A 14,111-nucleotide genomic window follows, 5' to 3' on the forward strand; every position below is an offset into this window, starting at 1 on the left:
TTGAGGGAGACGCGCGGCGGACTGGAAGGCTCGGTGTCAGCGGGAACTCGACGACGACCACACGCGACCGAAGTCGATGTGACCGCGAATCACCAGCGGCACGGGAACCATGGTCCCAGTAGAACTCTGTGAACAACATGCGTCAACGAAGCACCCCCGGCGTCCAGATCGCGGAATCCCTTGACCGCACAGGGGGAAACGCACCTACGATCGGGCGCAGCGGCGTTGAGGGACGCGGCCGGTGACACCGTGTTCCCTCGACACCTGGGGAGATCGTCCATGACCGCCTCGACCGACGTCGCGCCGAAACAATCCGGCCGCACCGCCGCGAAGATCGTCCCCCTGCGCCGCCCGTGGCGCTGGGCGTCGGCCGCCCTCGTGTCCGTCGCCGTGCTTCTGCTGCTGTGGTCCGTGGTGACCAACGACCAGTTCCAGTGGGACGTCGTCGCCGCCTACTTCACCACCGAGGCCGTGCTGCGCGGCCTGTGGCTCACGCTCTGGCTGACGGCCGTCACGATGGTGCTCGGCTTCGCGATCGGCGGCGTGCTCGCCGTGATGCGGCTGTCCGGAAACCCGGTGCTGTCGTCGGTCGCCTGGGGCTACATCTGGCTGTTCCGGGCGGTCCCGCTGCTGGTCCAGCTCCTGTTCTGGTTCAACATCGGCATGCTCTACCCGGCGTTGGGCGGTGACGCGCCGCTCATCGGCCCGCTCACCGCCGTCATCCTCGGCTTGACGCTGCACGAGGCCGCGTACGCCGCGGAGATCGTGCGCGGCGGCATCCTGTCGGTGGACCGGGGCCAGGTCGAGGCCGCGCTCGCGCTGGGCATGGGCCACGGCCGCATCCTGCGCCGCATCGTGCTCCCGCAGGCCATGCGCTCGATCGTCCCGGCCGCCGGCAACGCCCTGATCGGCACGTTGAAGGGTACGTCGATCGTGAGCGTCCTGGCGGTCCAGGACCTGCTCTACTCCGTGCAGCTCATCTACAACCGCAACTACCTCATCATCCCGCTCCTGCTGGTCGCGACGGTCTGGTACGTGATCGTCACGAGTCTGCTGAGCATCGGTCAGCACTACGTGGAGCGCTACTACTCGCGTGGCGCGGGAAGGCAGTCGTGACGGTCGCGGTCCAGGTCACCGACCTGCACAAGAGCTTCGGCGGCACCGAGGTGCTGCGCGGTGTCGACCTGTCGGTCCGACGGGGCGAGGTCACGTGCGTGATCGGCCCGTCGGGCTCGGGCAAGAGCACCCTGCTGCGGTGCCTGAACCACCTGGAGAAGCTCGACCACGGCGAGATCGAGGTGGACGGCGAGCTGATCGGCTACCGCCGGCACAACGGCCGCCTCCACGAGCTGAGGGAACGCGCCGTCACGCGGCAGCGCGCGGGCATCGGCATGGTGTTCCAGGGCTTCCACCTGTTCGGGCACCTGACCGTGCTCCAGAACGTGGTCGAGGCGCCGATCGGCGTGCTCGGCGTGCCCCGGGCGGAGGCCGAGAAGCACGCGCGCGAGCTGATCGCCCGGGTGGGCCTGGCCGGTCGCGAGGGCGCCTACCCCCGGCAGCTCTCCGGCGGCCAGCAGCAACGCGTGGCCATCGCACGGGCGTTGGCCATGCGCCCCAAAGTGATGCTGTTCGACGAACCGACGTCCGCGCTGGACCCGGAACTGGTCGGCGAGGTGCTCGAGGTCATGCGGGGCCTGGCCGCCGAGGGGATGACCATGGTCGTGGTGACGCACGAGATCGGTTTCGCCCGCGAGGTCGCCGACACCGTGGTGTTCCTCGACCAGGGCCTGGTGGTGGAGCAGGGTCCGCCCGCCGCGGTGATCGACGCCCCGACGCACGAGCGGACCAGGGAATTCCTCGCGAGGGTCCGATGACCGTTCCGGTGGTCGTGCTGGCCGGCGGCGGTCCGCGCGCGGCCGGGCTGCTGGAACGGCTCGGTGCCAACGCCTCGGTGTTCGGCGGCCCGCTGGAGGTGCACGTCGTCGACCCGTTCCCGGCGGGTGCCGGCCGGGTGTGGCGGCACGAGCAGTCGGGGCTGCTGCGGATGAACTCGATGGCCGAGGACGTCACCGTGTTCACCGACGACAGCGTGGTGTGCGAGGGGCCGATCGTGCCCGGTCCGTCGCTCGCCGAGTGGGCAGCCGGCCCGGCACTGTCCGAAGTGGACCTCGATTCGGAGGTGCGGGCGGAGCTGCTCGCGTTGACGCCGCGTTCGTTCCCGAGTCGCCGCGTGCAGAGCGCGTACCTCAAGTGGTTCCTGGGCGTCGCGGCTGCGTCGTTGCCCGAGGGAAGCGTGGTGCGTGTGCACCCGCACCGGGTCGTCGGGCTGGACGGGGATTCCGCCGAGCGCCAACGCGTCCGGCTCGACGGCGTCGACGAGCCCATCGTGGCGGACGTCGTCGTGCTGACGTTGGGGCACCTGGACAACGAGATCGACCCCGAGCACGCGGCGTTGGCGGCGTACGCGGCCGAGCACGGGTTGACGTACCTGCCGCCGGACTACACCGCCGACACGGACCTGTCCGCCGTGCCCGCGGGCGAGGACATCGTGGTGCGTGGCATGGGGTTGGCTTTCGTCGACCTCTTCGTGCTGCTGGCCGAGGGGCGCGGCGGGGTGTTCGAGCGCGTCGACGGCACATTGGTGTACCGGCCGTCGGGGCGGGAACCGCGGCTGCACGTCGGTTCACGACGCGGCGTGCCGTACCACTCCAAGACCGGGTACAAGCTCCAGGGCGTGCCGCCCGAGCCGCCGAAGTTCTTCCACGCCGAGGAAATCCTCGCACTTCCGGGTGATCTCCAGTTCCGGTCGCAGCTCTGGCCTTCGATGGCCAGGGACATCGCGTACTCCTACTACCGCGAGCTGTTCACGGGGCACCCGTCGCGCGTCACCACGGACTGGGAGACGTTCTCCGCGCGGTTCGGCGAGCTGGACTGGTACTCCGACGGGATGCGGGAGCTGGTGGCGCGCAGCGTGCCGGCCGACGAGGACCGGCTGGACTTCGAGCGGCTGGACCGGCCGATCGCCGGGGTGGTGTTCGACGATTCGGCGGCGTTGCAGGAGTACCTGCGCGGGTACGTCGAGGCGGACGTCGCGCGGCGTTCCGACACCGCCTACAGCGCGGACCTCGGGGCGTTCTTCGGGCTGTTGGGCGTGTACGGGCAGCTCCCGGGGGTGTTGGCGTCCGGACGGTTGCGTGGTGACAACGGGTGGTGGCACGGGTTCTTCAGCTACCAGGCCAGCGGCCCGCCGCCGGAGCGGTTGGAGGAGCTGCTCGCGTTGTCACGGGCCGGGATCGTGACGTTCCTCGGCGCGGACGTGTGGGTGCGGGCCGAGGACGGCGTCTTCCTCGCGGGCGGGGCGAGCGTGCCCGGTCACGTGGTGCGCGCACGCGGCTTGATCGAGGCGCGGTTGCCGGAGCACAGCCTCGACCGGACGGCCGATCCGCTGCTGCGGTCGTTGCGGGACGCGGGCGAGGTGTTCGACGCGGAGGGCCAGGTGCGGGTGGCGGCCGACGACTGCCGGGTGTTGGACGCTTCGGGCGTGCCGCACGCGCGTAGGTTCGCGATCGGGCCTTACACCAACAACAAGGCCTATGCGGCCTTCGCGCGTCCTCGGACCAACGCGCCCGCGTTCCGGCAGAACGACCTGGTCGCCCGTGCGGTCCTGAAGTTCCTGTCCTGATCCGACGAAACCCGCGCCCGGCCGATGCCGGAGCGCGGGTTTCGTGGTGTCCGAGTGCACAACTCGCGGTGTCTGAACGTATGACTCGCGGGTCAGGCCACCGACGTGTAGCGGCCCTGGAAGCGGACCAGGGGCGAGTTGCCGGTGGCGTGCTGGATCTCCAGGGGCTCGCCGACCAGTGCCACGTGGTCGCCCACGGAGATGCGGCGGGCCGTGCGGCAGCGCAGGCGCAGCGGCGCTTCCAGCAGGTGCGGCACACCGTCCACATCGGACTCCCACTTGGTGTCCGGCCCGAAGCGGTCCGAACCGGTGCGGGCGAACAGGTCCGACAGGTCGGTCTGCCCGGCGTGCAGCAGGTGCACGGCGAACAACGGCGCGGTGCGCAGGACGGGCCACGCGGACGCGCCCTCGCCGATCCACACCACGATCAACGGCGGGTGCATGCTCGCCGAGGTGAACGAGCTGACCGTGACGCCCACCGGTCCCTCGGGACCCGAAGCGGTCACGATTCCCACACCCTGGGGGAAATCACGCAACGCCGTGCGCAGATCGCTCATGCCGTCATACCCCCACCGGTGTCGTGAACCAGCCCGCCTCGGTCAGCAGCTCGGCGAACCCGGCCGTCAGCCCGGCGGGTTCGGCCAGCGCCGACTCGTTCAGGAACAGCCCGCGTCCCGGCACCGAACCGCCCAGCTCGACCAGCACGGGCCGCAGGTGCAGCTCCACGGCCAGCGCGTGCCGGTCGGACGCGGCCACCAGCAGCGGCACGACGGTCTTGCCGCGCAGCCACCCGCCGGGCGCCTGGTCCAGCACGGCCTTGAGCAGGCCGGTGTAGGTCGCCTTGTACGTCGGCGACGCCACCACGAGGATGTCCGCCGCAGACAACGACTCCAGCGCGTCCCGCACCGCCGTCGAACCGGGCGCGAACAGTTCCGTCGCGATCTCGGCCGCGTCGACCACCGGTCCGGCGGAACCGCCCGACGCGGTGCGCACCGCGTCGGAGAGGGCGAGCGCGGCGTTCAGCGTCCGGGAACCCGGACGGGGATTGCCTACGAGGGTGCCGACTACGTGGGTCACGCTCCCGAGCATGACAACGGCGCCGGCACCGCTCAAGGCGGTCCACGGTGCGGGATCACCCGAACCGGTGGGAATTTCCGCTAGGCGAACGCGGACAGGACGGTCGTCAGCCGGTGCGCGATCCGGTCGTTGTCGGTCGGCGCGAGGCTGAGCCAGCCGTGCTCGTTGACCATCAGGTAACGGCCGTGCGCGGTGTCGAACCACGTCACCAACGCGCCGACCCGCGACCCGCCCACCGAGACGCCGAACTGCCCGCCGGCCACGCGGCCGGCCGCCAGTTCCGTCAGGGCGGTGGCGTCCTCGCGCGACACCCCGGCCCGGTGCAGCGCCTCGCGCTCGCCGAGCCCGGCGTCGCCCCACGGGTCGTCCGACTCGGCGAAGTCCTGCGTCACGGCCTGGCTCAACGCCGTGACCGGCAGCGACAGCGCGTTGCCCGGCCCGGCGGTCCCGTCGGGGAGGATCTCCACGACCGCGTGCGCCAGCGCCGTCGGTCGCACCTCCAGCAGGCCGATCCGGTCGTCGTCGATCACGGCGAGCACGGCGCGGGCGCCGTCGGAGACGGCCACCGCCCGCACGACACGGCCCAGGTCCGCGACACCGTCGACGGCGACCCGACCCCGGCCGAGCAGCAGGAGGAGGTCCGCGAGACGAGGCGACGGCTGTCCCACCTCGTCGCGCAACCGCGCGCGGTCCTCCTCCGTGCCGCCCAGGCTCGGCACGTCCAGGGGGTAGGGCAGACGCCCGGCCCCCAGGTCGTGCCACACCACGTCGAGCTGACGTGGAGTCAACAGGAACTCCGGTTCGATCACGGCCGTCCGCCCGTGGGCGGGGTGCCGCCGATCACCGAGGGCGGCAGGTCGGCGCCGGGCACCTCGAAGATGTCCTCGCCCCGCAGGTACGCGGCGGACTTGCGTTCCTGGTCGTCGTCCCGGCCGCCGGCCCCGCCCGGGCCGCCCATCGGCGAACCGGCCATGCCGGAGGCGGAACCGGCGCCCGGACCGCCGGTCGGCGCGATGCCCGCGGGCATCGGTCCGCGCGCGCCGAGCTGGCCGGTCGAACCGCCGGTCGCGAGCTGTCCGGCACCCGGCTGGCCGTAACCGCCGCCACCGCCGCCGTAACCGCCACCGCCACCGTAACCGCCACCGCCGCCGTAACCGCCGCCTCCACCACCGCCGCCGAAGCCACTGGGAACGCCACCACGACCGCCGGGAACTCCGGGAGCACCGGGAATCCCGGGACGCGTCCCGCTGGTCGGGACACCGGGCGTGGTCGGGTACGAGGCGGGTCGGGGCGTCGGGTAGGTGCCGGGCCGGTTGGCCGGGTAGTCCGGCTGGACGGGCGTCGGGTACACCGGGCCGGGCTGGTTCGTCGGCGGCCGGTACGGGTGCGCCACGGGCACCTGTGGCGTTGCGTTCGAAGTCGTCGTCGTGCCGCGCGGCTGGTAGTTGGACGGCGGCGGTTCGTACCCGCCGGAGCCGCCGCCGGGTACGTAACCGCCGTTCGACCCGCTGCCGGGTACGTAACCGCCGTTCGAGCCACCGGGCTGGTAAGAGGGCTGGTACGCGGCCGCCGGCGCGTAGCGGGGGCCGGCACCGGCCTCGACCTGCGGACTGTAGGCGGATGCCGTCGTCCTGCCGACCACCGTTTCCGTGAACGCGGACAGGTTCACGGGGGGCGGTTGCTCGTCGCGGCCGGTCACCGGGTTGAAGGGCAGCGTGAACCGCGGTGTCGTGCGATCGATGGCGCGCGACTGCTCCTCCATCGCGCCCATGACCGCGACGGCCGACTCGTGCGCGAGCCGCGCCCGCTCGTTCGCCATCGACACGTCCGCCGCCGACGACAGCAGGCCCTGCATGCCGCCACCGGTGAACACGCCGGTGGCCGCGTCCCAGCTGAACTCCACCGGCTCGGGCATCGCCGATCGTGTGCCCGCCATGACCTGGCTCTGGTCGCGCACCTTGTCGCCGACCAGGACGGCGGTCTCGGCGGTCCGCGTGACCCACTCGGCGAGCCGGCCGATGGCCTCCCGCGCGGTGTCCGCGGCGACGCCGGTCCAGCCCGACTCCGACGCCGTGATCCGATCGGTGATCACGCGCGCGGACTCGGTCAGCTCCGCACCGAACTGGCCCCACTCGGCGCCGAGTTCACCGGTCCGGCCGGGGTCGTTGTTGTGGTGCACGGAGTCGTACAGCTCGCGGTGCGAGCGGGACGCCCAGTTCTGGGTGTCCGTCAGGACGAGGTCGATCTGCTGCGCGTCGGCCATCCCGGTTCGCTCCCTCAGTTCCCGTTCAGGCGCTTGAGTTCGTGCCGGTGTTCGTCGTCGACCTGCTGGAAGTTGCGGATCGCGCCGTCCACGGCGTCATAGGTCTGCCGGAGCACCTCGCGGTACGAGGTCATCACGGCCACGAAGGACAGCGGCTCGCCGTCGGCGCGGATCTCGAACTTGTGCGCCATCAGGTTGCCGACGGGGTTGGTGCCCAGCGGCGCCGGCTGCGCGAGGCGTCCGGCGCGTTCGAGCCACGAGTCCACCTGGTCCATCTGCTCGACGAGCATCCGGCGCAACTCCTCGCCGGTCGTGGGGTCGAGCGACACCCGGCCGGACCTGACCGTCTCGCTCAACGCGACGACGCGCGGCGGAAGTTCACTGCCCGCTTCGGCGATGTACATCGGAATCCCTTGTGAACGCTGCCTGCTGGATGCCGATCAGTCTCACCGTGTGCGCCAACGCCCGACCAACGCGCCGCCAATGCCGGCTGTGCCAGACTCGGCGCCGACCACACCGTGGTGATCACGCCGAGAGGTGTCAGCGATGCGGGTGAACCTGCTCGGTCCGATCGAGCTGGTTTCGGCCGACGGCGTACCCGTGCCGGTGGGCGCGGCGAAACGGCGGACCGTCCTGGCGGCGTTGGCGTTGGACCTCAACCGCGTGGTGTCCGGCGACCGGCTGCTGTCGCTGGTGTGGGACGACGCGCCGCCGCCGCAGGCGAAAGCCGCACTCCAGGGGCACGTCGCGCAGCTGCGCAAGGTGCTCGGCGACGGGGTGGACCTGGTCACGCGGGCGCCCGGCTACGTGCTCGTCGGCGACCGGTCGGCGGTCGACGTGTTCCGGTTCGAGGACCTGGTGGACGCCGCGCGGGACGCGCCCGACGAGGTCGCCGTCGGGCATCTGCGCGCGGCGTTGGCGTTGTGGCGCGGCCCGGTGCTCGCGGACGTGCCCGGCGACCGGTTGCGCGAGGCGGTGTCGGCACGCCTGGACGAGGCGCGGTTGGTGGCCGTGCAGGAGATGGGCACCCGGCTGCACCGTCTCGACAGGTCGGCCGAGGCGGTGTCCGTGCTGGCCGAGGCGGTGGCCGAGCACCCGTTGCGCGAACCGCTCGTGGCCGCGTTGGTGCTGGCGTTGCACGGTGGTGGGCGGCAGGCCGAGGCGTTGGACGTCGTGCGCCGCACCCGCGAACGCCTCGCCGACGAGCTGGGCGTCGACCCCGGCCCGGAGTTGCGGGACGCGTTCGAGCGCGTGCTCGCGGGCGACCGCCGGCCGGTGGAGAGCGTGCCCGCGCAACTGCCCCGCGAGCACCGGGGCTTCGTCGGCCGGACGGACGAGCTGTCCGACCTCGACGCCGGCCACGACTCCGCGATCCACCTGCTGGTCGGACCCGCGGGCGTCGGCAAGACCGCGTTGGCGCTGCGGTGGGCGCATCGCGTGGCCGCCGACTTCCCGGACGGGCAGCTCTTCGCCGACCTGCGCGGGTTCGACGAGACCGAGCCGCTGGATCCGGGCACGGCGCTGGTCGGGTTCCTGCGCGCGTTCGGCGTGACCGACGCGCAGGTCGCGGCCGATCTCGAAGGCCGGGCCGCGCAGTTCCGGTCGCTGCTCGCGGACCGGCGCGTGCTGGTGCTGCTGGACAACGCGCGGTCCGCGTCGCAGGTCAGACCCCTGCTGCCCGGCTCGGGACGGTGTCTGGTGCTGGTCACGAGCCGGCACCGGCTCGACGACCTCGTGGCGACCGAGGGCGCCACGGCGTTGGCCGTGCCGACGTTGCCCGAGGACAGCGCGGTGGACCTGCTCGCCGCGTTGCTCGGCCGGCAGCGCGTCGACGACGAACCCGACGCGGTCGCCGAGCTGACCGCGTTGTGCGACCGACTGCCGCTGGCGTTGCGCATCGCGGGCGCGCGGCTGGCGTCCCGGCCGCGCTGGACGATCCGGTCGTTGGTCGACGAACTGCGCGATGAGCAGCACCGGCTGGCGCTGCTGTCGCTGCCCGAGGCCGGACGGGGCGTGCACGCGGCGCTCGCGGTGAGCTACCGGGAGCTGCCCGAGGGCGCGGCGCGGTTGTTCCGGACGTTGGGCCTGCACCCTGGGGCCGACCTGGACAGTTACACGGCGGCGGCGTTGCTGGACATCAACGTGGTGACCGCGCGGACGCACCTGCGCACGTTGGCCTACACGAACCTGTTGCACGAGACCACGCCCGACCGGTACGCGCGGCACGACCTGGTGCGGTTGTTCACCCGCCAGCTCGTGTCGGTGGAGTCCGAAGTGGACACCAAGGTGGCGCGGTTGCTGGACTACTACGTGTTCGTGGGGGATTCCGCGCGCACGCACCTGTCCGACCACGTGCGCCCGTTCCCGCCGCCCGAGCACGTGCCCGCGAGTCACCCGGCGTTGGACTCGCACGCGGCGGCGTTGGAGTGGTTCACGGTCGAGGAGCCGAACCTGCGGTCGGCGTTGGACGTCGCGTTGGCCGGCGGCGGCTTGCGGCGGACGTGGCAGCTCGCGTTGTGCCTGGACGCGTTCCACTTCCGGCGCGGCGACCGGTTGGACCGCGTGACGCTGTGCCGGATCGGCGCCCAGGCCGCGCGTCGGCTGGGCGACGCGCACGGGGAGGCGACGTTCCTGCTGCGCCTGGGGTCGACGCTGGCCGATCTCGGCCGGGTCGAGGAGGCGGTGGACGAGTGCACGCGGGCGGCGGAACTCGCGGGCGGCGACCGTGACCTGGAGTTGGCCGCGTCGGCGAACCTGGGGTACTGCCTGATGGCCGACGGGCGGCTCGACGAGGCGCAGCGGTGGATGACGACGGCGTTGGAGCTGTCCCGTGAGGTCGGGGACGAGCGGTCGCGGGTGGGCGTCCTCAACAACCTGGCCAACCTGTCGTTGCGTCGGCACGCGCCGGAGGAGGCGTTGCGGCACGCGACGGAGGCCCTGGGCCTGGTGTCCGCGGTGGCACCGTCCAAAGCGCACACGGCGACGTTGCACACGGTCGGCACGGCGTCGCAACAGTTAGGGCGGTTGCAGGTGGCCCTGGCGTCCTATCGCGAGGGCCTCGCCCTGGCCGAACGCCTGGGCGACCGGTACCAGGAGGCGCTGTGCCACCGGGGCATCGGCGACGTGCTCGAACGCCTGGACGACCTGGCCGGTGCCCGACCGCACTGGTTGGCGGCGTTGATCCGCTACCGCGACCTGGGACTGGCGGACGCGGACGACCTGGCCGGCAAACTCGACCCGAACCTGACAGCACCTGTCAGGAATCGGTGACAGGCTGACCCCATGCCCGATTTCGTCCCGCCCGTGACCGACGAACGCCAAGCTCTGCTCGCGTACCTGGCCAAACAGCGCGAAGGCCTGCTCGCGACCACCAAGGGTCTGACCGACGAGCAGTTGACCCTGGCACCGACCGTGAGCGACCTGTCGTTGGCCGGTCTGCTCAAGCACGCCGTGCGCACCGAGCGGCGGTGGATCGTCGCGGGCCTGGCCGGCCGGCCCCTGCCGGACCTGTGGCCGATCACCGGGTGGGACCGGGAGTTCGTGCCGGACGAGGACGTGACCGGTCTGCGGGTCGCGTACGCGGAGGCCGCGCGGGAGACCGAGGAGATCGTCGGCGCGCTGCCGTCGTTGGACGAGCCGTGCCGGCTGCCGGACGCCCGCCAGTGGTCGGCCCGGTGGGTCCTGCTCCACCTGATCACCGAGACGGCCCACCACCTGGGGCACGCGGACATCGTGCGGGAGTCGATCGACGGGGCGAAGGCCGCCGACCTGAGCTGACCCGCCCGGCTGCCCGAACGCACGACTCGCGGTGCCTGAACGCACGACTCGCGGTGTCCCAACGCATAACTCGCGCGTTCGCGGTTGCGACGGGGTGAACGGCACTAGACTCGGTTGATGGACGCGGACGCCATCGTCGTCGGAGCCGGTCTCGCCGGGCTCGTCGCCACCGCCGAACTGGTCGACGCCGGCCGCAAGGTCATCCTCCTGGACCAGGAACCCGAAGCGTCCCTGGGCGGTCAGGCGTGGTGGTCATTCGGCGGGTTGTTCCTCGTCGACTCCCCCGAGCAGCGGCGCCTGCGCGTGCGCGACTCGGCCGAACTCGCCCTTCAGGACTGGCTGGGCTCGGCCGGGTTCGACCGCGACACCGACCACTGGCCACGGCAGTGGGCGCGGGCGTACGTGGAGTTCGCGTCCGGTGAGAAGCGGGCGTGGCTGCACGACATGGGCGTGCGCTGGTTCCCCCTCGTGCAGTGGGCCGAACGCGGCGGCTACCTCGCCGACGGCCACGGCAACTCCGTGCCTCGATTCCATGTCACGTGGGGTACCGGTCCCGGGCTGGTCGAGCCGTTCGAACGGCGGGTCCGCGCCGGGGTGGAACGTGGTCTGGTCGACCTGCGGTTCCGCCACCGCGTCACCGGACTGGGCACGGGCACGGTCACCGGCGAGATCCTCCGGGCCGACCCGGTCGGGCGGGGCGAGCCCAGTTCACGCGACGTCGTCGGCGAGTTCGAGCTGACCGCCCAGGCCGTGATCGTCACGTCCGGCGGCATCGGCGGCAATCCGGAGCTGGTCCGGAAGAACTGGCCCGCCCGCATGGGCACACCGCCCGCGCGCCTGCTGTCCGGCGTCCCCGACCACGTGGACGGCCGGATGCTCCAGGTCACCCGCGAGGCCGGCGGCAGCGTGATCAACGAAGACCGCATGTGGCACTACCCCGAGGGCATCGCCAACTACGCGCCCGTGTGGAGTGCGCACGGCATCCGCATCCTGCCCGGCCCGTCGTCGCTGTGGTTGGACGCGACCGGGCGGCGGCTGCCCGTGCCGTTGTTCCCCGGGTTCGACGCGTTGGGCGCGTTGGAGCACATCGTGAAGACCGGCCACGACCACTCGTGGTTCGTGCTCAACCGGCGGATCATCGGCAAGGAGTTCGCCCTGTCGGGTTCGGAGCAGAACCCCGACCTCACGGGCAAGGACGCCCGCCAGGTGCTCAAGCGCGCCCTGCCGGGCGCGGTCGCCCCGGTGGAGGCGTTCGCGAAGCGGTCGTCCGAGTTCGTGTTCGCCGCCACCCCCGCCGAGTTGGCCGCCGGCATGAACGCGTTGACCGGCACGGACGCCATCGACCCGGCCGCGCTGGACCGCCTGATCCGCGAGCGCGACCGCCAGGTCCTGTCCGGACTGGGCAAGGACATGCAGATCAACGCCATGCGCGAGGCCCGCCGGTTCCTGACCGACAAGCTGATCCGCGTGGTCGAGCCCCATGCGCTGCTCGACCCCAAGGCCGGTCCGCTGATCGCCGTGCGGCTGTCGGTCCTCACCCGCAAGACGTTGGGCGGCCTGCACACCGACCTGTCGGCGCGGGTGTTGAAGGACGACGGCACCGTGCTCGACGGCGTCTACGCGGCGGGCGAAGCGGCCGGGTTCGGTGGTGGTGGCGTCCACGGCTACCGAGCCCTGGAAGGCACTTTCCTGGGTGGCTGCCTGTTCTCCGGCCGCATAGCCGGCCGCGCCGCCGCCGCAGCCGTCTCCTGACTCCGCGAGTCCTCCACTCGGACACCCCGAAACACGCACTCAGGCACCCCCGATCGGGTGGCGGTCACCTTCGCAACCGCGCGAGTCATGCGTTCAGACACCGCGAGTTGTGCGTTCAGGCACCCCGAACCAGGTGTCGGGGCATCCTCGACTTGGCCGCCGCGATCGGCGGCCAGGTCCGACCTCCGTCCGGTGTCTCTGATCCACCTGGCGGACTCGCCGACCCGTGCCGGCACCTTCCCCGGTGTTCGGGCAGCCTCCCCGCCCGCGTACGGCCCGGGACCGTGGGTGTCCGAACGCACGACTCGCGGTGTCTGAACGCATGACTCGCGCGGTTGTGGGTCGGGGTGCCTGAGTGGAGGACTCGCGGGTGGTCGGGCCGCCGGCCGGGGCGGTGGGGGAGTCCGGCCGGCCGACGGCGATCGGTCCAGTGCGCACCTGTCGACGTGTGGGGGGTCGGCGCGCCCGGTGCCTGAGGGGGAGGGGCACCGTGCGCGCCTCACGTCCGGCGCGGCGTCCTTGTACCGACCAGTAGTAGAACGGGGGATCAACGCTCCGTGTTCCCGGCGTGGTGCGGGTCACTCGAAAAGCCTGATAGGAGGGCTTCGGTCTGCGTAACGTGATCACGGGCGGTGACCACCCGTGAGTAGGCTTCGGCCTCGGCCGTTCGTGCTGCCCGGAGCGCCCGTTCGGCCTCCGCGTGCACCCGTTCGGCCTCGGCACGGGTGTGTGACGCGTCCGTCAATGCCGACGTGGCGTCGGCCAGGGCGTGGCGCGCAGCGGTCAAGGTCGCAGCCAAGGTCGAGGGGGAGGTCGAGGTCGCGGAATCGGAGGAAGGTGCGGGCACGACGGGCAGCGGGCCGAATCCGGATGCCTCTTCGGCTTTCACCAGACGTCCCGCGCACAGCCGTTCCAGGAGTTCCGTGGTTGCCAGCGCCGCTGACAATGTTGCACGCACTTGGGCGACGGCCGAAGGTCCGAGGGGGTACCCCGACAATGCGGCCGAAGCGGTCGCCTCACGGGTCAAGTCCGAGATGAGCCGCCGTCGCTCCACGTCCAGCACGCGCAGTTCGTCGCCACGTCCCGCGGACTGCGCCGAGTGCAGCGCGACCGCCAGTTCGGAAAGCGGTCGCAATGTGTCCGTCCGTGAAAGACTGTTGAGTGCCCACGCGGCCAGGGACGGCTTGCGCAACGCCGTGATCTCCTTGGCCAGCACGCCTTTCGCGGCCCGCGCGAACGACGTGCGCGCCGCGACGAAGGCCGCCGGCGGCAGGGCGTACAACCGTGCGGCCACCCGGTCGAGGGCGTCGGACTCCATGACGCGGACCAGTGTGCGCGGCATCGTGCCCACCCGCATTTTGTTACGGTCCGAAGAGGTGGAAAGCGGTTTTGACCGTTGACAGGCGTTGACTTTCCGGCCGGTCGGCTCTTGACTGGGTCAAGGGTGACCGTTTCGTAGTGGAACGGCACTCGAAGCGTGCTCGCGCAATCCACCGAACAGTCCAATGTGGATTCTTCTATTGCGCTGTTCGTCCTATTGTCCGCGCTCCCCGGGAGAGA

12 protein-coding genes are annotated in these 14,111 nt (G+C 71.7%); 6 read left to right on the forward strand and 6 right to left on the reverse strand.

The features are described 5' to 3' along the window. The first annotated feature begins 279 nt into the window (after nt 1–279). The 3 genes from F4559_RS03290 to F4559_RS03300 are packed head-to-tail and all read left to right on the forward strand — an operon-like array spanning nt 280 to nt 3,682. A complete protein-coding gene (locus F4559_RS03290; protein ID WP_184666095.1) occupies nt 280–1,116 on the forward strand; it encodes an amino acid ABC transporter permease in 837 nt (278 codons plus the stop codon). Next, nucleotides 1,113–1,874 carry an amino acid ABC transporter ATP-binding protein gene (locus F4559_RS03295; RefSeq protein ID WP_184666096.1) on the forward strand — a complete coding sequence of 254 codons (762 nt, stop codon included), beginning with the start codon at nt 1,113–1,115 and terminating at the stop codon, nt 1,872–1,874. The genes F4559_RS03290 and F4559_RS03295 overlap by 4 nt, the downstream gene beginning before the upstream one ends. Beyond that, the gene (locus tag F4559_RS03300) at nt 1,871–3,682 is read left to right on the forward strand and encodes an FAD/NAD(P)-binding protein (protein ID WP_184666097.1); all 1,812 of its coding nucleotides are present in this window, start codon (nt 1,871–1,873) and stop codon (nt 3,680–3,682) included. Before F4559_RS03295 ends, F4559_RS03300 begins: the two co-directional genes overlap by 4 nt. A 92-nt stretch (nt 3,683–3,774) precedes the next feature. On the opposite strand, the gene F4559_RS03305 is transcribed toward F4559_RS03300, so the two are convergent. The 5 genes from F4559_RS03305 to F4559_RS03325 all read right to left on the reverse strand — a co-directional run bounded on the left by F4559_RS03305 (nt 3,775) and on the right by F4559_RS03325 (nt 7,426). Then, nucleotides 3,775–4,239: a flavin reductase family protein gene (locus F4559_RS03305; RefSeq protein ID WP_184666098.1), complete on the reverse strand. Its 465-nt coding sequence runs from the start codon at nt 4,237–4,239 to the stop codon at nt 3,775–3,777. A 4-nt stretch (nt 4,240–4,243) separates the two neighbouring features. Then, nucleotides 4,244–4,759 (reverse strand): NADPH-dependent FMN reductase, encoded by a 516-nt coding sequence (locus F4559_RS03310; protein ID WP_184666099.1) that lies wholly within the window; start codon nt 4,757–4,759, stop codon nt 4,244–4,246. Nucleotides 4,760–4,839: 80 nt separating this feature from the next. Beyond that, on the reverse strand, nt 4,840–5,568 hold the full coding sequence (locus F4559_RS03315) for an ESX secretion-associated protein EspG (RefSeq protein WP_184666100.1): 729 nt from the start codon (nt 5,566–5,568) through the stop codon (nt 4,840–4,842). Then, nucleotides 5,565–7,022 carry a PPE domain-containing protein gene (locus F4559_RS03320; RefSeq protein WP_184676543.1) on the reverse strand — a complete coding sequence of 486 codons (1,458 nt, stop codon included), beginning with the start codon at nt 7,020–7,022 and terminating at the stop codon, nt 5,565–5,567. The genes F4559_RS03315 and F4559_RS03320 overlap by 4 nt, the downstream gene beginning before the upstream one ends. A gap of 14 nt (nt 7,023–7,036) precedes the next feature. Further along, nucleotides 7,037–7,426, reverse strand: coding sequence for a hypothetical protein (locus F4559_RS03325; protein ID WP_184666101.1), 390 nt, complete (start codon nt 7,424–7,426; stop codon nt 7,037–7,039). Nucleotides 7,427–7,568: 142 nt separating this feature from the next. Between F4559_RS03325 and F4559_RS03330 the strand changes: the two genes are divergently transcribed. From F4559_RS03330 to F4559_RS03340, 3 genes are all read left to right on the forward strand, one after another. Continuing rightward, nucleotides 7,569–10,292, forward strand: a complete 2,724-nt coding sequence (locus F4559_RS03330) for an AfsR/SARP family transcriptional regulator (RefSeq protein ID WP_184666102.1) — start codon at nt 7,569–7,571, stop codon at nt 10,290–10,292. A gap of 12 nt (nt 10,293–10,304) precedes the next feature. After that, the gene (locus F4559_RS03335; protein ID WP_184666103.1) at nt 10,305–10,799 is read left to right on the forward strand and encodes a DinB family protein; all 495 of its coding nucleotides are present in this window, start codon (nt 10,305–10,307) and stop codon (nt 10,797–10,799) included. A gap of 117 nt (nt 10,800–10,916) precedes the next feature. Beyond that, on the forward strand, nt 10,917–12,551 hold the full coding sequence (locus F4559_RS03340; protein WP_184666104.1) for an FAD-binding dehydrogenase: 1,635 nt from the start codon (nt 10,917–10,919) through the stop codon (nt 12,549–12,551). A 547-nt stretch (nt 12,552–13,098) separates the two neighbouring features. Here F4559_RS03340 and F4559_RS03345 read toward each other — a convergent pair. Continuing rightward, on the reverse strand, nt 13,099–13,845 hold the full coding sequence (locus tag F4559_RS03345) for a hypothetical protein (protein ID WP_184666105.1): 747 nt from the start codon (nt 13,843–13,845) through the stop codon (nt 13,099–13,101). Nucleotides 13,846–14,111 lie beyond the last annotated feature (266 nt).

This window comes from Saccharothrix violaceirubra (genome assembly GCF_014203755.1).
Classification (GTDB): Bacteria; Actinomycetota; Actinomycetes; order Mycobacteriales; family Pseudonocardiaceae; genus Actinosynnema; species Actinosynnema violaceirubrum.

Coding starts and splice junctions, on each gene's coding strand:
- F4559_RS03305 (WP_184666098.1), bottom strand. CDS start 4,239: ATGAGCGATCTGCGCACGGCGTTGCGTGATTTCCCCCAGGGTGTGGGA.
- F4559_RS03340 (WP_184666104.1), top strand. CDS start 10,917: ATGGACGCGGACGCCATCGTCGTCGGAGCCGGTCTCGCCGGGCTCGTC.
- F4559_RS03300 (WP_184666097.1), top strand. CDS start 1,871: ATGACCGTTCCGGTGGTCGTGCTGGCCGGCGGCGGTCCGCGCGCGGCC.
- F4559_RS03325 (WP_184666101.1), bottom strand. CDS start 7,426: ATGTACATCGCCGAAGCGGGCAGTGAACTTCCGCCGCGCGTCGTCGCG.
- F4559_RS03290 (WP_184666095.1), top strand. CDS start 280: ATGACCGCCTCGACCGACGTCGCGCCGAAACAATCCGGCCGCACCGCC.
- F4559_RS03335 (WP_184666103.1), top strand. CDS start 10,305: ATGCCCGATTTCGTCCCGCCCGTGACCGACGAACGCCAAGCTCTGCTC.
- F4559_RS03330 (WP_184666102.1), top strand. CDS start 7,569: ATGCGGGTGAACCTGCTCGGTCCGATCGAGCTGGTTTCGGCCGACGGC.
- F4559_RS03320 (WP_184676543.1), bottom strand. CDS start 7,022: ATGGCCGACGCGCAGCAGATCGACCTCGTCCTGACGGACACCCAGAAC.